This window comes from Flavobacterium caeni, assembly GCF_900101895.1.
Lineage (GTDB): Bacteria > Bacteroidota > Bacteroidia > Flavobacteriales > Flavobacteriaceae > Flavobacterium > Flavobacterium caeni.
In genome coordinates this window covers 1-16,726 of record NZ_FMVF01000017.1, presented here as the reverse complement: position 1 = coordinate 16,726, position 16,726 = coordinate 1, and the positions used below count along the sequence as shown (strand labels likewise).

The window sequence follows — 16,726 nt, the reverse complement described above, 5'->3', positions numbered from 1 at the left end:
TTCGTAAATTTAGGGTAACCAACAGCCGCACCCATGAAAAAGATTTTATTCCCAACCGATTTTTCGGAAGTATCCAACAACGCGTTTGCCTATGCGCTCAAATTGGCCGAAACCCTCAAGGCCGAAATCATCACGTTGCATGTATACGATTTGCCCATCATCGACAACGAGGGCTTCCCCAATTACTTGCTAGAGATGTACGACGTGCTCGAGGTGGGCCAGTTTGAAAACTACAAAGGGCAGGTGCCGATCTTGCGGGACATCGCGCAAAAGCACGGGCTGGAGCACATCAAACTTTCGCACGAACTGCTCATGGGCGATCTGGTGGCCAACATCAAGATGTTGTGCAAACGCGACCATATCGAATATGTGGTGATGGGAACCAAGGGCGCGTCGGGATTAAAAGAAACGTTTCTGGGTTCGACCGCCGGTACCGTGATTGCCGAAACCGACGCCTTTGTACTGGCCATCCCCGAACACTGTCGGTACCACGCCATCACCAACATCGCGTTTACGTCACGGTTCAAGGACAAAGACCGCAAGGCGTTGCACCAGGTGGTCAAGATCGCCAAGGGGTTCAATGCGCAGGTGCATTGTTTGTACGTGCGTACGTCACATTCGGATGTCAAGGAAGTCACGATGCGCGATTGGGAATATGTATTCGGAGAGTACGATGTACAGTTCCATGTCATCGAAAACGAAAACGTCAAGGACACCATTCTTGGCTTTACCGACAACGAGAAAATAGATCTGCTCGCGATGCTGCACTACAAACGCAATTTTCTCGAGGAGTTGTTCCACCATAGTTTAACCAAAAAAATCGCGCACCACATCCAAATCCCGATTTTGGCGCTGCACGAGAATTGATATGCCGATACAAACCGTAAACCCCTACACCAACAAAGTGGTCAAGACTTTTGAAGAATTGACCGACGACCAACTCGAAAGAAAGATCGCCAAGGCCCACAAAACCTATCAGTCCTGGAGGAATACACCGCTGGAAGCCCGCGCGCGATTGCTGCAAAAAGTAGCCGAATTGATGCGCGAAAAGAAAGCCGAGTTGTCTCGTTTGATCACACTCGAGATGGGCAAACTCATTGCGCAAAGCGAGGCCGAAATCGAGATGTGCGCGTCGGTGTATGACTACTACGCAAAAAACGCCGCCGAATTCCTGAAAGACCGACCCATGAAAGTCGATTCGGGGAAAGCGTTTGTACGGCTGACATCAACCGGGATCGTCCTTGCGGTCGAACCGTGGAATTATCCGTTCAACCAAGTCGCCCGATTGGCCGCGCCCAACATTGTCGGTGGGAATGTCGTGGTGCTCAAACACGCCTCAAACGTGCCGCAATGCGCTGCCATGATCGAGAAATTGTTCAAGCAGGCGGGCGCACCTGATGGTGTTTTTACCAATCTGCGTATCGCCGCCAAACGCGTCGCGAAGCTTGCCGAAGACCAAAGGATCACAGGGATGTCGCTTACGGGGAGCGAAGCAGCAGGTGCCAGTTTTGCGGAAGCTGCGGGCAGGAACATTAAAAAATCGGTGTTGGAATTGGGTGGGAGCGATGCGTTTATCGTACTCGACGATGCCGATATTGACTTGGCCGTCGAGAAGGCCATAGCAGGCAGATTCAACAACATGGGGCAGGCATGTACGTCGTCGAAACGTTTAATAGTAATGGAAGCGGTGGCCAACACGTTCCTGCAAAAGTTCAAATCAAAAATCGAAAACCTCAAGGTAGGGGATCCCATGGACCGCGCCGCGCAAATAGGGCCGCTCAGCAGCGAGGAGGCCGCCAAGAAAGTAGTGCAACAAGTTACCGAATCGGTCAAACAGGGTGCGAAGATTTTGGTAGGAGGAAAGCGCATCGATCGGCAAGGCGCTTTTATGGAATTCACGATCTTGACCGGTATCAAGCCCGGAATGGTTGCCTACGACGAAGAGATCTTTGGCCCGGTCGCCTCGTTTTACAGGGTCAAGACCGAACAACAGGCGATTGAATTGGCCAACGCCACGCGTTTCGGGCTCGGCGGATCGGTGTTCAGTAAGGATGTCGAAAGGGCCGTTCGCGTAGCCAATCAAATCGATACAGGCATGGTGTTCATCAACAAAAATGTGGCGTCGCAACCCGATTTGCCTTTTGGCGGGACCAAGTATTCCGGGTACGGTAGAGAATTGTCGGCGCTGGGCATGGAGGAATTTATGAACAGGAAGTTGATTTATGTGCCGCAAATCGAACCATAAAAGGCTGAAAGATTACAGTTTTTCTGTACTGAAAGTATATTTTAAATCTTTATTTTTACTGTAGGGAAGGGGGCTATGAAGGTATCCCCTACGGAATATAAAAATCACTTGGATACAGATTTTCTGTACATTTTGTTAAAGTTTTCTTTTACGTTGTCGTGACTTAGGGCTTGCGATAGCAATTACTCCATTTGGTCAATATTTTAAATAGGTGTTCGGTAACCCGAGCAAAGCGAGCTGGTGACGCAATGCCCAAGGGATAAAACTTCCAGTCATCTACCCAGATGCCTGGCAACAAAAAAAGGACGCCCAATAAGACGTCCTTTATCTCACGAATAAAGTTAGATTATTTCTTAGCCGAAGCTGCCAAAGTCGTCGGATCGGCAGAGATGGCAACCCCTGGCAATTTTACAGGAGCAGCGATCTGCGCAAGGAAACTTCCCTCGACTTCACCTCTTTTGTAAGTCGTGAACGCAATTCGGTACAAGCCCATCACGAGCGATTTGGTTGGGTTTGAGGTTTCCGAAGTGATGCGCATGAGCGAATTGTATTTGCTTCCAGAAGGCTGTGCAGGCATTTCCGACGAATCGTCGTTCGAATCGATCTTGACCCACTTGGAGGTTTTTGCTTTTGACGCGACATCTTCGAGTTTCAGGATGCCTTCGGCGCGCTCGAGCTGTACCCAAGTGTCAAAGAATTTCGAAGTCTCGGTCGCGTTGGCGGTGTAATCGGCCGTCACATAATCTTTGTCGGATGGTTTGACGCTGTCCGGCGCAGGCGAAATCATACGCACGCCAATCTCAGGCGCGGCTACGGGAACCCAAACGTACACATAGTACATTTTCTTTCCGCCCACCACTTCGTCTGGGGCAGCGCCCGGTTTGATGTAGCCAAAATAGCTTTGGATATCGGTATAAGGCACACGGATTTCTTTGCCCATCACGCTTTTCTTACCGAGGTCGGCGCCAAATTTGTCAAGTTTTTGGGCCGAAGCCGTCAAGCCAATCGCCATGCACACCGCACCGGCCAATAAATTTTTCTTCATTATAAGTTAGTTTGTTTTGTTAGTCCTACTCTTGAGGATTTTCGGTTGCTCCCAGGTTAATCTGCGCGTTTTGGGGCGAACGTGCCGTGCCAAATTTATCGATATAGTTTATCGATCTGGATTGGCTGGCGTTAATTTATCAACATAATACACGTCGTTAAGTTAAATTGGGATTAAAATTCAATACGCAACCAATTAGTTGCGTATATTTGTGACGTTAAACCAACTATAATGAAGAGAGATGTGTTCCAGGCCTTGGCCGACCCCACGCGACGCGCCATCATTCTGTTGCTCGCGGCACAAGCGATGACGCCCAACGCGCTGGCGAAAGAATTTGATTTGACCCGACAGGGCGTATCCAAGCACCTCAAGATGTTGGCCGAATGTGAGTTGCTGGTCCAGCGCAAATCGGGCCGCGAAGTTTATTATCATCTGGAATCGAACAAGATGAAACAAATCGAGCAATGGCTCGAACAGTTCAGGGACCTTTTGGCCAAGCGTTTCGACCAGCTAGACGATGTATTGAACAACCTAAAATAACAACCTATGAAAAATGCAATGATGGATTTTTCCGTAGACCGGGAAAACAACAAAGTACACGTAAAAAGGAATTTTGCGGCCGGCCGTGACAAGGTGTGGGCCGCTTGGACACAAAGCGAAATCCTCGATTTGTGGTGGGCGCCCAAACCGTGGACGGCCCAAACCAAGTCGCAGGAATTTAGGGTAGGTGGCCGCTGGCTTTATGCGATGGTAAGTCCCGAGGGCGAAGAGCATTGGTCTTTTGCCGATTACCAATCGATCGATGCCAAGAACAGTTTTTCGGGTAAGGACGGATTCTGCGACGAAAGCGGCAACGTGAACACCGATTGGCCGCAGTCGTTGTGGTTGGTGACGTTTGTCGATGATGGCCCGCACACCGCCGTCGCGATCAGCATCACCTATCCGTCGCTCACCGATTTAGAAAAAACGCTCGAAATGGGCTTCCAGGAAGGCTTTACCATGGGGCTCGGCAACCTCGACGAATGGCTTGCTGCGAACTAAGTGTCGTCCAAAAAAAGCAAAAACCGCAATTCAAAAGAGTCGCGGTTTTTTGTCGGTAAAGGTTGGTTTAGATAAACTTATGTTGTTTGGCCAAAGCCGCACATTAGTTGTTGAGCATGACCGGCATCACGAGCATGGTCACGGTTTCGCCCTCGTCGAGCCCATCTACCGGCGTCAGGATCCCGGCGCGGTTGGGGAGCGACATCTCGAGCATGATTTCGTCCGACTGCAGGTTGGTCAGCATCTCGGTCAAGAAACGCGAGTTGAACCCGATTTGCATGTCGTCGCCTTGGTAATCGCAGGTCAAACGCTCTTCGGCCTTGTTGCTGTAATCGATGTCTTCGGCAGAAATATTGAGCTCGGCACCCGCAATCTTGAGACGGATCTGGTGCGTGGTCTTGTTCGAGAAAATCGCCACACGACGCACCGAATTCAAAAATTGCGTACGGTCGATCATGAGCTTGTTCGGGTTTTCTTTAGGGATAACCGCCTCGTAGTTCGGATATTTCCCGTCGATCAATCGGCACATGAGCACATAATTGTCGAACGAAAACGTCGCATTCGAGTCGTTGTATTCGATCTTGACCTCGGCGTCCGAAGCGCCCAAGATGCTTTTCAAAATGTTCAAAGGTTTCTTCGGCATGATGAAATCGGCCACTTGCGAAGCCTTGACATCGGTGCGCGCATACTTGACCAATTTGTGCGCGTCGGTGGCCACAAACGTCAATCCTTCGGTCGAAAACTGGAAGAACACGCCCGACATCACCGGACGCAAATCGTCGTTGCCCGCCGCGAAAATCGTCTTGCTAACCGCCGTAGCGAGGATGTCGGCAGGGACCAAAGTCGTCGATGGGTCGTCGAGGCTCACCGCTTTCGGGAATTCCTCTCCCGGGGCATATGCCAGCGCATATTTACCCGAATTTGAACTGATCTCGATCGTGCTGTTTTCCTCTACGGTAAACGTCAGCGGTTGCTCGGGGAACGTCTTGAGGATCTCGAGCAACAACTTGGCCGGTACGGCAACGCTTCCTTTGCTGGTCGATTCGATCTCTAACGTGGCCGACATCGTGGTTTCAAGGTCCGATGCCGATACGGTCAGGGTTTTATTGTCGAGTTCAAAAAGGAAATTGTCGAGGATGGGCAAGGTATTGCTGCTGTTGATGACGCTGCCCAACACCTGCAGTTGCTTGAGTAAATAGGAGCTCGATACGATGAATTTCATTGGTCGTTATTTAGTTTGACAAATATATCTGAATCGGTCAAATATCAAAAAGTTTTTTATTAACACTCAACGCGCGTATTTGCGGCGGCGCAACCACGTGAAAAGCACGCCAAAAACGCCCAGGACGGCAATTGGCAATCCGACAGTTATCACTTGCGAGGCGGTGTATTGCGCATACACTTTTTCCTTGTCCAGGATCGGCAGGCTGACTTCCTTGTTGCGGATGTTGATAAGTCCCGAATCGTCGAGCAGGTAATTGACGCAATTGAGCATGAATTCTTTGTTCGCGTACAATTTGTTGGTCCATTTGTCGTAGCCGAGTTCGAGTGGCTGGTAGTTTTTGTCGAGTCCGTTCTTGATCACATCGCCGTCCGAAATCACGATCATCTTGTTGCTCTTTTTGGCTTGCGGCAAGAACGACTTGTCCTGGAATGGCAGCACGCGGTTTTCGTACATCGAATGGAAATTTCCTTCGAGCAAAACGGCTACCGGAATGTTGCCCTTACCAGTGAATTCACTCTGTTCGGGGCGCTCGGTCACCATGTCGAGGTTGACTTCGGCCGGCACGCCCACGGTTTTCGAATACGGCGACGATTGCAACAACACCGTTTTCTTGATGCCGTTCTTGAGCGTATCGATGCCGCTTGCGAACTCAAATTTGACGCCGTCCATGTTGCTCACGATCGGATGCTTCGACGTCGGGTACACCAGCGGCGAATAAAACCACGGATACTGCGTGTACTGCGCCGCGCTGCCTTGTTGGCCCGTCGCGAGCGCAATCGGTGTGGCCATCAAATCCTTGACCATGGTGGGGTTGATGCGGACACCGTATTTGAACAACATGTCGTTCAGGTTCAAATCCTGCGGGAACGCGAGTGACGCGCCCAGATCGTTGTACAGGCTGTCCATTTCCATTTGCACCTGGTCGATCAGCCAGAGCGTCTTGCCGCCCGAAACGATGAACTGGTCGAGTACTTGTTTTTCCTCGTCCGAAAACCGCTCGGTAGGCTTGGCGATGACGGCCAGGTCGTATTTTTTGAGATAGTCGAGGCTCTCGTTGGGCTTACGGGCCACCGAATCGAGCGTAAACGTCCCGATGTAGTAATTTTCGCGGATGCTTTTGATGAAGTCGGCCATGAGCTGGTCGTGCAATTCGCCGTTGCCTTTGATGACCGCGATTTTCTTTTGCTTGGCGTTGATGACGGTGTTGAACGCATTCGAGAACGCATATTCGAGGTGTTGTACCGAACCGTTGACCTTTTCGGCCGTCGAGGCGCCCATGAAATTCTTCAACAACGGCACCTTGGCGCTGCGCGGCCCGTAACTGGCGATGGCCCACGGGAAAATGACCGCCTGCGACTGCTTGCCTTTGTCTTCGACGGTAATGCTCGCGGGCGTCATGCCGTTGCCTTGGAACGAGTTGACGATGGCTTCGTCCAGGTTAGGGACGTTCTTGATGCTGGCCTTGATTTCGGCTTCTTCCTTAGGCGACGGGACTAAATTGCCCAATCGGTACAATTTGTAGATCAGCTCGCGTTTGGCTTCGCTGCTGCCTTCGGAATCGTCGAGCGGGTTGATGAACCGGAACTGCACATCCGAATTGTAGGCTTTGAACTCCTCGAGCAACTGGCGCGTCTCGGTTTGTAGTTTTTTGAATTCGCCCGGGAATTGTCCGTCGAGATAAACATCGACATACAACACGTCGTTGGTGTTCTTGAGGATACCAAGCGAGGTTTGCGAAAGGGTGTAACGCTTGTCGTGCGTGAGGTCGAAACGCTTGAACAAGTAATTGCCGATGAGGTTGACTGCAATTAAAGCGACAATTGTAATGACCAGCGATTTTATATCTGATTTTCTTTTCATTACGATTGGTGCGATTTAAGTTTGTACACGGTAAACGACAGGGACAAAACCGTCACGCTGACAAAATACAAAACATCGCGCGTGTCGATCACGCCGCGCGCCATGCTCTGGAAATGGCTGTCCATGCCCAATGCCGAAATCAGGTTGGATGCGCTCGGGATGAGCCCGGCAACGGCTTCGAAAGCAAAGTAAAAAAAGAAACAGCCGAACACGCTCAAAATGAACGCGACGATCTGGTTGTCCGATAACGAAGAGGTAAAAATGCCGATGGCGGTATAGGCCGCGATCAGGAACAACAGCCCGAAATACGATCCCATCGTACTGCCCATATCGATGTTGCCTTCGGGCATGCCCAGCGACGAGAGGACAAAGACATACACCAGTGTCGGGACGAGCGCAATCACAATCAACAGCATCGCGCCGAAAAATTTACCCGAGGTTATTTGCCACACGGTCAAAGGCTTGGTGAGCAACAATTCAAGTGTTCCTTGTTTTTTTTCGTCCGAGAAACTGCGCATGGTCACGGCCGGGATCAGGAAAATCAAGATCCAGGGCGCTATGGTGAAAAACGGCGTCAGATCGGCGAAACCGCTGTTGAGCAGGTTGTATTCGCCTTCAAAAACCCAAAGGAACAAGCCGTTGAGCAACAGGAAAATCGCGACAACCAAGTAGCCTACGGGCGAGCCGAAGAACGATTTGATTTCCCGTAGGAGGATTGCTTTCATTTTATTTTGTTTCAGGTTTAAAGTTTAAAGTTTAAAGTTGGCGCCCAAAGTTAGGCAACTTTAAACCTTAAACTTCAAACTATTTTAAACTGACTAATTTATCGACGCTCCACGCTTCGGGTTTGTCGTTGAACAATTTTTTGGTGAACTGCCACACGTCGTAAAACAATTCCGATTGGCGGTAGTTTTCCAAATCCTGCTCGGTTTCCCAATAACTGTAGGTGAAAAAGATGCCCGGGATCGATTTGTCCTGGTACAATTCCAGTAAACGGTTGCCTGGGCTGTTTCGTATTTTTTGCTTCATCAATTCGAAATTTTCCAGAAATGCTGGAATATTTTCTTCATGGAAACTCATTTTGACGATGCGGACGAACATGGTGGATTTGTTGATTTGGTTATTTGGTTATTCGTTTTTCGTTGATTTGGTTACTCGGTTAGGAAGTTGATGGTGACAGGGTCGCGGTATTGCAGCCCGAGCAAAGACGATGCGCTTCCGTAGGCGGGGTTCGGTCTGAAGATGGCGATCTCGAGAAAACCGGCCTCGTTGAAAATCGCAAGTTTTTGCCCTTCGTATTCCTTGATCGAGAATTTATCGGGCACTACATCCGAATACCGTGGCCAAATGGTCTTGATCGTCGAACGGTCTACGCGTTGCTTTGTCTTTTGGTTGATGACGATTTCGTAAGGACGGCCTTTGGCGACCTCGAGGAACATTTTTTTCGAAATGTTCGTGACCACGTTGCCCAAATGATCGATGTAAACTACATAGCCTTTGATCCCCGACTTTCCGGCGAGCACGTTTGGTTGTAATTCGGTCACCTGTTTGATCGTTTCGATTTCCTTGCCGATCACGTTGAGCAAACCACCACGTGCGATGTGGCAGGCTACGGTTACAAAAACGTCCAAATCGGTCGCGTCTTCGTGCAATCGGTCGTGGATGTTGACCGCGACCATTTTTTGCGGGACGATCTTTTGCATCAGCATGCCAAGGATCCCGTTGTCGGCGCAAATGAAATAATGGTCGTTCCATTGCACGGCCAAATGCTGGTTTTCTTTGTTGCGTTCGGCATCTACGCCAATCAAGTGTATGGTGCCTTTCGGGAAACTGTTGTAGGCGGCGCCCAAAATGTAGCTGGCTTCGGCGGCGTTGAACGCACCTATGCCGTGTGAGATGTCTATAATAGTGGCCTCGCGGTATTCCGATAAGATTTTACCCTTCAAGGCACCCACAAAATGGTCCTTCAATCCGTAGTCGGTCGTCAGGGTAATTATTGACATAAAATTGTTTATAAATAAAAAGACCGCCGTCTTTAAAAATCCTTACATTTGATTGCAAAGCTAGTGATTTACGAGCTAAATTTTCTAATTAAAAACAACTGCTTTTGAACGAAAGAATCATAGAACTCGAAGACATCGCGCCAAAAGATTTTTGGGGCGCGCAAGATGCTCATCTTGAAACGATTAAAAAGTACTATCCCAAGCTCAAGATCGTAGCGCGCGGCACGACCATCAAGGCGTTCGGGGAAAAAGAGGTGCTGGACGAGTTTGAAAACCGCTTCAACCGTTTGATGCAGCATTTTAACCGCTACCAGCGCATAGACGACAACGTGATCGAGCGCGTCATCCAGAGCAATTCGCAGGACGAACAGCGCATGCCCGATTCAGACAAAATCCTCGTGCACGGTGTGGGCGGTAAGATCATCAAGGCCATGACGCCCAACCAGCAACTGCTCGTCGACAAGATGGAGAAAAACGACATGTTGTTTGCCGTTGGTCCGGCCGGAACCGGGAAAACCTATACGGGCGTGGCCATGGCGGTCAAGGCGTTGAAAGAAAAGCAAGTCAAAAGGATCATCTTGACGCGGCCCGCGGTAGAGGCAGGGGAGAACCTCGGTTTCTTGCCCGGCGACATGAAGGAAAAACTCGATCCGTACATGCAACCGTTGTACGATGCTTTGCGCGACATGATCCCGCCGCAATCACTCGAAGATTACATCCTCAAAGGCATCATCCAGATCGCGCCGCTGGCATTCATGCGCGGGCGTACGCTCGACAACGCCTTTGTCATCCTCGACGAGGCGCAAAACACGACCCATTCGCAAATGAAGATGTTCCTCACACGTATGGGCCGCAACGCCAAGTTCATGATTACCGGCGACCCGGGGCAGGTCGATTTGCCGCGTCGCACCATCTCTGGTTTGAAAGAAGCCTTGCTGGTGCTCAAGGACATCGACGGCATCGGCATCATCTATCTCGACGACAAAGACATCGTGCGTCACCGACTGGTCAAGAAGGTCATCGACGCTTACAAACAAATCGAAAACCAAGATTAAGCGCCCAAGGGCGCTTTTTTTGTGGCTAAAACAATTATCCGAACGTTTTTGCGCAATTATCCGAACGATTTTCATCCGATGGATTGCGTCAGATTTCCAAGATGTCTTAATTTTAGACATCGGGCAGCCCGCTCGGCATCTTCCCTAAATCTCGATTCGTTTGTAACCAAATTTATTTGAATATGAGAAATATTTTTACGCTCTTTTTATTGATCGGCGTTGCTGTAAACGCGCAAACGCTACGGCATATCGACAACCATTTGATTGTTAAATTGAATGAAAGTGCCTATGCCCAATCGGGTGTCGATATAGCCACCAAGACATTCGGTTTGACGACGCTCGATGCGCTCAACGCCGAAATCGGGCTGGCAGAGGTCAGCGCCATAGGGCAACCCGCCAAGACCCGTACCTTTTTGCTGGAGTTTGCCCAGGCCATAGATGCCGAGACACTGGCGGTTCGGTACGAGCGTTTGGGGGTGTTGGATTATGCGGTTCCGAATCGCATCGGCAGTGCGGCCGCGCAACCATCCGAAGTTTTTCCGAACGACACCCGGTTCAACAGGCAGTGGGCTTTGTACAACATTGGTCCGGGACAGGCTGGGGTAGGGCCCTTGACGCCCGTTGCCGACGCCGATCTCGATATGGAATTGGCCTGGGATGTCCAAACCGGTGATCCAGAGATGGTTATTGCCGTTATCGACGGCGGCGCGCGCCTTACGCATCCCGACTTGGCTTCGAGGCTTTGGACCAACAGCGCAGAAACGGCCAACGGCGTCGATGATGACGGAAACGGTTTGATAGACGATATTTATGGATGGGACTATTTTTTCAACGACAACGACCCGACCGACGAACGCGGGCACGGCACCAACGTGAGCGGGATTATCGGCGCGGTGGCCAACAACGGCAACTTGTATGCGGGCGCGAATTGGAACAGCAAGCTGATGCAACTCAAGTGTATCGATTATGATTTGAACGCGACGTACGCCTCGGTCGCCAATTCGGTGTATTACGCGGTCGATAAGGGCGCGAAAATTTTGAACATGTCGCTCGGATTTGCGCCGGCATCGCAGGTTTTGGAAGATTTTGTCGTGTATGCCAAAGAGCACAATGTGTTGATCACGGCCGCGATGATGAACTTTAACAACAACACGACCTACTATCCGGCAGGCTATTCGCTCACGCACGACAACGTGATCGCCTGCGGATCGTCTTCGCCCAACGATTACCGTACCGTTCCTTTTGATTGGAGCCCTACCAGCGGCAGCAATTTCGGGAACCATATCAATGTGGTCGCGCCGGGCATATACATTTACAGCTTGGCTTTCTACAGCGATACAGTTTTTACCGTTTCCTGGAGCGGAACCTCGATGGCCACGCCGCACGTGGCGTCGGTCGCTTCGTTGGTTTGGGCCGAAGCGCCCGATTTGACGCCTGCGCAGGTAAGGGATCTTATTCAAGATACGGCGCAGGACCAGGTAGGCAATCCGTCCGAAGACACGGCAGGATTCGATACCTATATGGGTTACGGGCGCGCCAATGCGCATCAGGCGGTGCTTGCGGCGCAACAGTTGACCAAGGCCGATTTCGGTCATCGGGAGCAAGTCTTCAAAATCATCAACCCAGTGACACAGGATCAACTCGAAATATTCTGCAATGGGTCGTTTACAGGCGTGTACGATTTGACGTTGCACACCATGGACGGCAAACTGATCCATTCGCAAAAGAAGGAAATTACCGCCGGGGCAAACGCTGTTCCGTTTCCTTTCGCGAGCGGCAGCTACATGATGGCGCTCAAGAGCGGCGCCTACACCAAGGTTTTTAAAATAGTCAAGCAGTAAGATTATTTTGGATTGGTAAACCGTTGCCCAAAAGCAGCGGTTTTTTTGTTTGTATTCGTCAAAAAGAAGCTATTTTTGTAGCGCCAATTCGGGCGCAACACAACAACACACCCATGAACAACACCATCACATCTACCCAATTTAATTTTCCTGGACAAAAATCGGTTTACCGCGGCAAGGTACGCGAAGTGTACAACATCAACGACGAATTGCTGGTCATGGTGGCCACCGACAGGCTTTCGGCTTTTGATGTGGTCTTGCCGAAAGGAATTCCCTATAAAGGGCAAATCCTGAACCAAATCGCGACGCGTTTCATGGAATTGACCAACGACATCGTGCCCAATTGGCTCATCGCGACACCCGATCCGAACGTGGCCGTAGGGCATTTGTGCGAGCCTTTCAAGGTCGAGATGGTCATCCGCGGCTACCTTTCGGGCCATGCGGCGCGTGAATATGCGGCAGGCAAGAGGGTGCTTTGCGGCGTGGCGTTGCCCGACGGACTAAAAGAAAACGACAAATTTCCGACACCCATTATTACGCCTTCGACCAAGGCCGACAATGGAGCGCACGACGAGGATATTTCGCGCGAGGACATCATCGCCAAGGGCATCGTTTCGGAAGAAGACTACCGCGTGCTCGAAAATTATACGCATGCCTTGTTCCAACGCGGGACAAGTATTGCGGCCGACCGCGGGTTGATTTTGGTAGACACCAAATATGAATTCGGGAAAACCAAGGACGGTCAAATCGTGTTGATCGACGAAATCCATACGCCCGATTCGTCGCGCTATTTTTACGCCGACGGATACCAGGAGCGTCAGGACAGGGGCGAAGCGCAAAAACAACTTTCGAAGGAGTTTGTCAGACAGTGGTTGATTGCCAACGGTTTCCAGGGAAAGGAAGGCCAAAGCATCCCAGAGATGACAGACGAGTACATTAAGACTGTGTCTGATCGGTACATTGAATTGTACGAGAACATCATCGGCGAATCTTTTGTCAAGGCCGAGGTTTCGGGAATCGCACAACGCATCGAGCAAAACGTCCTGGCTTTCCTGGCCAAATAACCGTCAAGTATATCGTATTGAACCGCCCATTTGAGGCGGTTTTTTTGTTCTTGGAATTAAAGAATTGTTAAAATTTGAAATTCGCGTAACGTTTTCGTTTCAGATTACGTCTATTCCCAAAAATCATCAAATCAAAAAAATCATGAAAACAAATCAATTTTTATTGGAAAAACCGGCACTCGTAGGTGCCAAAACCCTCATCTTCTTGGGCGCTTGCCTGATTGCCTTTTCGACGTATTCTTTTGCGTCGACAGAAAGTGCCACAGAAAGTATCACGATTACCGATGTAAAACCCACACCGCTTTGTGTGGCCATCAGTAAAGGCGAGACCGACCTGGTCAAGAAATTCGTCGAATACGGTGCCGATGTAAATGAGAAGTCGAACGGCATGACGCCCCTTATGTTGGCCGCGCGTTACAACCATGTCGAGATCATTAAGTATCTGTTGGCCAACGGCGCCAATGCCAAAACCAAGGACGAGAAAGGCTTTAACGCCTTGAAACATGCGGAGTTGTCCAAAGCCGATGATGCCGCGGCGTATTTGAGAAATCTTTAAAAGTTAAATTAAAGTTAAAATTCAGTACTATGTAAAACAAGATACCTAACAAAAGATATATATTTGCATAGTATTACAATCATCATCAATCATCAAAAATCAATCATCATGAAAACCTTAATCACCCTCAGTTTGGCGTTGTCCTTTTTTGGACAAGCCAACGCAGAAACAAACCTCGTCAAAGGCATTGTTTCTACCGAACTCGAAGTAGCTGCCCACAGGGCGCAGCAATTCGAAAATGCCCTGATCGCCGTTGCGGTCAACGAACCCGGAAAGTTAGCGCCCATTGCCGACACGGCCGTAGCGATGCCCGAATCTTTGGTGGCGCTCTACAACAAGACCGTCGAAGAGGTAATCGCCGAGGACAAACGAATCACCGAAAGCGAAATCAAGGACGAAGGCTACTTGTTTTTTCAGGAAATCACGCCCGAAGAAACCATCGTAAAGGACAACCAAATCATCGAGAGCAACTTGTCCGAAGAAATCAGGCCGCTTTACCTCGAACGTACCGTCGAAGACATGATCCAGGAAGACAACGCCGTTATCGAGGCGGTCATGCCGGATGTGTGGAACTGTCCGCAGGTCAAATTCTAAAGATTTTTCATATTTAATTTTATTAGAGTTATTTACAACGAAAAAGCGCCTTCACGGCGCTTTTTTTATTTGAAATACGAAAAGGTTTCTTCGTTTTTGATCTTGAGCAACGATTCATAAATCAACCGGATTACGTTTTCTACATCGTCTTTGTGTACCATTTCTACCGTGGTGTGCATGTAGCGCAGCGGTAACGAAATCAAGGCCGATGCCACGCCGCCGTTGCTGTAGGCGAACGCATCGGTATCGGTTCCGGTCACGCGGGAAGACGCATGCCGCTGGAAAGGGATCTTTTTTTCCTGTGCCGTATCCACAATCAAATCGCGCAGCTTGTTTTGAACGGCAGGAGCGTAGGCGATAACCGGGCCTTTGCCCATCTGCAAATCGCCTTCGATTTTTTTGTCGATCATGGGTGTGGTGGTGTCGTGGCATACGTCGGTGACGATCGCTACGTTGGGACGGATTGTTTTGGTGATCATTTCGGCGCCGCGCAATCCTACTTCTTCCTGCACCGAATTGGTGATGTACAAGCCAAACGGCAACTTCTTCTTGTTCTCGTGCAACAAACGCGCGACCTCGGCGATCATGAATCCGCCCATGCGGTTGTCGATCGCGCGGCATACGAATTTGTTTTCGTTCAGGATCATGAACTCGTCGGGATAGGTAATCACGCAACCCACGTGCACGCCCAATTTCTCGACTTCTTCTTTGTTGTTGCAGCCGATGTCGATAAAGATGTTGTCGATTCTTGCCGCTTCTTCCTTGCCTCGGCTTCTGGTGTGGATCGCAGGCCAGCCAAACACCCCTTTGACGATGCCGTTCTTGGTGTGGATGTTGACGCGTTTGGACGGCGCGATCTGGTGGTCTGATCCACCGTTGCGAATCACATAAATCAGCCCGTTGTCGGTAATATAGTTCACATACCACGAAATTTCATCGGCATGGCCTTCGATGACCACTTTGTATTTGGCCTCGGGATTAATCACGGCAACCGCCGATCCGTAGGTATCGGTGATAAAAGTATCTACATAAGGCTTGAGGTAATCCATCCAAAGCTTTTGCCCGTCGGCTTCGTATCCCGTAGGCGAGGCATTGTTCAGATAACGCGTTAAAAAGTCAATGGAGGATTTTTTCAATATCGATTTTGTACTCATTATTTGTATTTTTTGGCAAATTAAAGAATTTGGCATTACAGTTGTGATTTTAATACATAATTTTGGCATCATAAAATTTGCGCTATGAAACGTATCTTATCGTTGTTGGTCGTGTTGTTCCTGTCGTTTGCTGCCCATGCGCAGGTCGACGAGGAAACCGAAATGGGCTACATCCTCAAGGACTCCGACACGATTTCAGATACCGAACCCATAGAGCTCCCCGAGGTCATCATCCAGCAAGCGAACCTGACGCCCGAAGAAAAAAAGGCGTTCCAGTTGTTGCAAAACCGCGTGTATCGCGTGTACCCTTACGCCAAGATCGCTGCCGAAAGGTTGGTGTTGCTCAACAAAAACATGGCCGCGCTCAAGACCAACCGGGAAAAGAAAAAATACTTCAAGATCGTCGAGAACTATATGGAGACCGAGTTCGAGGCGCAACTCAAGAAGCTTTCGCGAAAACAGGGGCAAATTCTCGTCAAGCTCGTGCATCGTCAAACCGGCCAAACCACCTACGATTTGATCAAAGACCTCAAAAGCGGTTGGACGGCGTTCTGGTACAACAACACGGGTAAAGTGTTCGACATCGACATCAGGCGCAAATACCAGCCCTTTCAGGACAACGAGGATTTCCTGATCGAAACCATACTCGAGCGCGCTTTTGTCCGCGGACGTCTCGTTCGGCAAGCGCCCGCCAATCCGGTCGATCTGGATGAACTCACCGAATACTGGGAAAAGAAAGCGGCAGAATTGGCCGCCAAGAAGTAAAAGCCGCGCAAGCGGTTTTTTTTATTTTGGCGTGCCGGCGATCGGCCCCCTGCACGGTTCCAAGATTTGGTCGCCGTCGGGCTTTCCGCGGTGCGCGGCACCTTGCTCCAATCCCTCACGCGCCCCTGCGAAAAAAAGTTCGTCCCGCAACCCATGGCTTTCCAGCGTGTTAGGCGGGTGTTCGAAAAAAAACCGAAAAAACTTGCCGTAAAAATTTGCACGGGTGAAAAATGGTGGTACTTTTGCACCCGCAACAAAGGCACGTTCACAGGTTTTTT

18 protein-coding genes are annotated in these 16,726 nt (G+C 49.9%); 10 read left to right on the top strand and 8 right to left on the bottom strand.

The window, feature by feature from the left end:
- Positions 1 to 33 precede the first annotated feature (33 nt).
- The gene (locus BLP55_RS14145; RefSeq protein WP_091145866.1) at positions 34 to 867 is read left to right on the top strand and encodes a universal stress protein; all 834 of its coding nucleotides are present in this window, start codon (positions 34 to 36) and stop codon (positions 865 to 867) included.
- A gap of 1 nt (position 868) precedes the next feature.
- Entirely contained in the window at positions 869 to 2,245 is a 1,377-nt protein-coding gene (locus BLP55_RS14140) for an NAD-dependent succinate-semialdehyde dehydrogenase (protein WP_091145862.1), read from the top strand.
- Positions 2,246 to 2,591: 346 nt separating this feature from the next.
- Here BLP55_RS14140 and BLP55_RS14135 read toward each other — a convergent pair whose 3' ends face one another.
- Positions 2,592 to 3,290: a LipL32 family surface lipoprotein gene (locus BLP55_RS14135; protein WP_091145859.1), complete on the bottom strand. Its 699-nt coding sequence runs from the start codon at positions 3,288 to 3,290 to the stop codon at positions 2,592 to 2,594.
- 231 nt (positions 3,291 to 3,521) lie between these two features.
- Here BLP55_RS14135 and BLP55_RS14130 point away from each other — a divergent pair, with 231 nt between their 5' ends.
- Together BLP55_RS14130 and BLP55_RS14125 are read left to right on the top strand one after the other, a co-directional pair.
- Entirely contained in the window at positions 3,522 to 3,830 is a 309-nt protein-coding gene (locus BLP55_RS14130) for an ArsR/SmtB family transcription factor (protein ID WP_091145855.1), read from the top strand.
- 6 nt (positions 3,831 to 3,836) lie between these two features.
- Positions 3,837 to 4,331: an SRPBCC family protein gene (locus BLP55_RS14125; RefSeq protein WP_091145851.1), complete on the top strand. Its 495-nt coding sequence runs from the start codon at positions 3,837 to 3,839 to the stop codon at positions 4,329 to 4,331.
- 103 nt (positions 4,332 to 4,434) lie between these two features.
- On the opposite strand, the gene dnaN is transcribed toward BLP55_RS14125, so the two are convergent.
- From dnaN to BLP55_RS14100, 5 genes are all read right to left on the bottom strand, one after another.
- Entirely contained in the window at positions 4,435 to 5,553 is a 1,119-nt protein-coding gene (dnaN, locus tag BLP55_RS14120) for a DNA polymerase III subunit beta (protein WP_091145849.1), read from the bottom strand.
- A 66-nt stretch (positions 5,554 to 5,619) separates the two neighbouring features.
- Positions 5,620 to 7,416 carry a gliding motility-associated ABC transporter substrate-binding protein GldG gene (gene gldG / locus BLP55_RS14115; RefSeq protein ID WP_091145845.1) on the bottom strand — a complete coding sequence of 599 codons (1,797 nt, stop codon included), beginning with the start codon at positions 7,414 to 7,416 and terminating at the stop codon, positions 5,620 to 5,622.
- Complete coding sequence (gene gldF / locus BLP55_RS14110; protein WP_091145841.1) at positions 7,416 to 8,141, bottom strand: gliding motility-associated ABC transporter permease subunit GldF; 726 nt, start codon at positions 8,139 to 8,141, stop codon at positions 7,416 to 7,418. Before gldF ends, gldG begins: the two co-directional genes overlap by 1 nt.
- Before the next feature lie 79 nt (positions 8,142 to 8,220).
- On the bottom strand, positions 8,221 to 8,517 hold the full coding sequence (locus tag BLP55_RS14105) for a putative quinol monooxygenase (protein ID WP_091145837.1): 297 nt from the start codon (positions 8,515 to 8,517) through the stop codon (positions 8,221 to 8,223).
- Between the two features lie 50 nt (positions 8,518 to 8,567).
- A complete protein-coding gene (locus BLP55_RS14100; RefSeq protein WP_091145833.1) occupies positions 8,568 to 9,419 on the bottom strand; it encodes an SAM hydrolase/SAM-dependent halogenase family protein in 852 nt (283 codons plus the stop codon).
- A gap of 104 nt (positions 9,420 to 9,523) precedes the next feature.
- Between BLP55_RS14100 and BLP55_RS14095 the strand changes: the two genes are divergently transcribed.
- From BLP55_RS14095 to BLP55_RS14075, 5 genes are all read left to right on the top strand, one after another.
- Positions 9,524 to 10,474, top strand: a complete 951-nt coding sequence (locus BLP55_RS14095; protein WP_091145830.1) for a PhoH family protein — start codon at positions 9,524 to 9,526, stop codon at positions 10,472 to 10,474.
- A gap of 182 nt (positions 10,475 to 10,656) precedes the next feature.
- On the top strand, positions 10,657 to 12,315 hold the full coding sequence (locus tag BLP55_RS14090) for a S8 family serine peptidase (RefSeq protein ID WP_091145826.1): 1,659 nt from the start codon (positions 10,657 to 10,659) through the stop codon (positions 12,313 to 12,315).
- 113 nt (positions 12,316 to 12,428) lie between these two features.
- The gene (locus BLP55_RS14085) at positions 12,429 to 13,379 is read left to right on the top strand and encodes a phosphoribosylaminoimidazolesuccinocarboxamide synthase (protein WP_091145822.1); all 951 of its coding nucleotides are present in this window, start codon (positions 12,429 to 12,431) and stop codon (positions 13,377 to 13,379) included.
- A gap of 142 nt (positions 13,380 to 13,521) precedes the next feature.
- On the top strand, positions 13,522 to 13,935 hold the full coding sequence (locus tag BLP55_RS14080) for an ankyrin repeat domain-containing protein (RefSeq protein ID WP_091145956.1): 414 nt from the start codon (positions 13,522 to 13,524) through the stop codon (positions 13,933 to 13,935).
- Between the two features lie 108 nt (positions 13,936 to 14,043).
- Positions 14,044 to 14,529, top strand: coding sequence for a hypothetical protein (locus BLP55_RS14075; RefSeq protein ID WP_091145818.1), 486 nt, complete (start codon positions 14,044 to 14,046; stop codon positions 14,527 to 14,529).
- A 65-nt stretch (positions 14,530 to 14,594) separates the two neighbouring features.
- On the opposite strand, the gene BLP55_RS14070 is transcribed toward BLP55_RS14075, so the two are convergent.
- Positions 14,595 to 15,683, bottom strand: coding sequence for a M42 family metallopeptidase (locus tag BLP55_RS14070; RefSeq protein WP_091145815.1), 1,089 nt, complete (start codon positions 15,681 to 15,683; stop codon positions 14,595 to 14,597).
- A gap of 84 nt (positions 15,684 to 15,767) precedes the next feature.
- Between BLP55_RS14070 and BLP55_RS14065 the strand changes: the two genes are divergently transcribed.
- A complete protein-coding gene (locus BLP55_RS14065; protein WP_091145811.1) occupies positions 15,768 to 16,448 on the top strand; it encodes a DUF4294 domain-containing protein in 681 nt (226 codons plus the stop codon).
- Positions 16,449 to 16,469: 21 nt separating this feature from the next.
- On the opposite strand, the gene BLP55_RS17180 is transcribed toward BLP55_RS14065, so the two are convergent.
- On the bottom strand, positions 16,470 to 16,726 hold a 257-nt coding region (locus tag BLP55_RS17180; protein ID WP_211516833.1), incomplete at its 5' end, for a hypothetical protein.

Excerpts from the sequence above, each read along its gene's own strand:
- BLP55_RS14145 (WP_091145866.1), top strand. The coding sequence starts at position 34 with ATGAAAAAGATTTTATTCCCAACCGATTTTTCGGAAGTATCCAACAAC.
- BLP55_RS14140 (WP_091145862.1), top strand. The coding sequence starts at position 869 with ATGCCGATACAAACCGTAAACCCCTACACCAACAAAGTGGTCAAGACT.
- BLP55_RS14135 (WP_091145859.1), bottom strand. The coding sequence starts at position 3,290 with ATGAAGAAAAATTTATTGGCCGGTGCGGTGTGCATGGCGATTGGCTTG.
- BLP55_RS14130 (WP_091145855.1), top strand. The coding sequence starts at position 3,522 with ATGAAGAGAGATGTGTTCCAGGCCTTGGCCGACCCCACGCGACGCGCC.
- BLP55_RS14125 (WP_091145851.1), top strand. The coding sequence starts at position 3,837 with ATGAAAAATGCAATGATGGATTTTTCCGTAGACCGGGAAAACAACAAA.
- dnaN (WP_091145849.1), bottom strand. The coding sequence starts at position 5,553 with ATGAAATTCATCGTATCGAGCTCCTATTTACTCAAGCAACTGCAGGTG.
- gldG (WP_091145845.1), bottom strand. The coding sequence starts at position 7,416 with ATGAAAAGAAAATCAGATATAAAATCGCTGGTCATTACAATTGTCGCT.
- gldF (WP_091145841.1), bottom strand. The coding sequence starts at position 8,141 with ATGAAAGCAATCCTCCTACGGGAAATCAAATCGTTCTTCGGCTCGCCC.
- BLP55_RS14105 (WP_091145837.1), bottom strand. The coding sequence starts at position 8,517 with ATGTTCGTCCGCATCGTCAAAATGAGTTTCCATGAAGAAAATATTCCA.
- BLP55_RS14100 (WP_091145833.1), bottom strand. The coding sequence starts at position 9,419 with ATGTCAATAATTACCCTGACGACCGACTACGGATTGAAGGACCATTTT.
- BLP55_RS14090 (WP_091145826.1), top strand. The coding sequence starts at position 10,657 with ATGAGAAATATTTTTACGCTCTTTTTATTGATCGGCGTTGCTGTAAAC.
- BLP55_RS14085 (WP_091145822.1), top strand. The coding sequence starts at position 12,429 with ATGAACAACACCATCACATCTACCCAATTTAATTTTCCTGGACAAAAA.
- BLP55_RS14080 (WP_091145956.1), top strand. The coding sequence starts at position 13,522 with ATGAAAACAAATCAATTTTTATTGGAAAAACCGGCACTCGTAGGTGCC.
- BLP55_RS14075 (WP_091145818.1), top strand. The coding sequence starts at position 14,044 with ATGAAAACCTTAATCACCCTCAGTTTGGCGTTGTCCTTTTTTGGACAA.
- BLP55_RS14070 (WP_091145815.1), bottom strand. The coding sequence starts at position 15,683 with ATGAGTACAAAATCGATATTGAAAAAATCCTCCATTGACTTTTTAACG.
- BLP55_RS14065 (WP_091145811.1), top strand. The coding sequence starts at position 15,768 with ATGAAACGTATCTTATCGTTGTTGGTCGTGTTGTTCCTGTCGTTTGCT.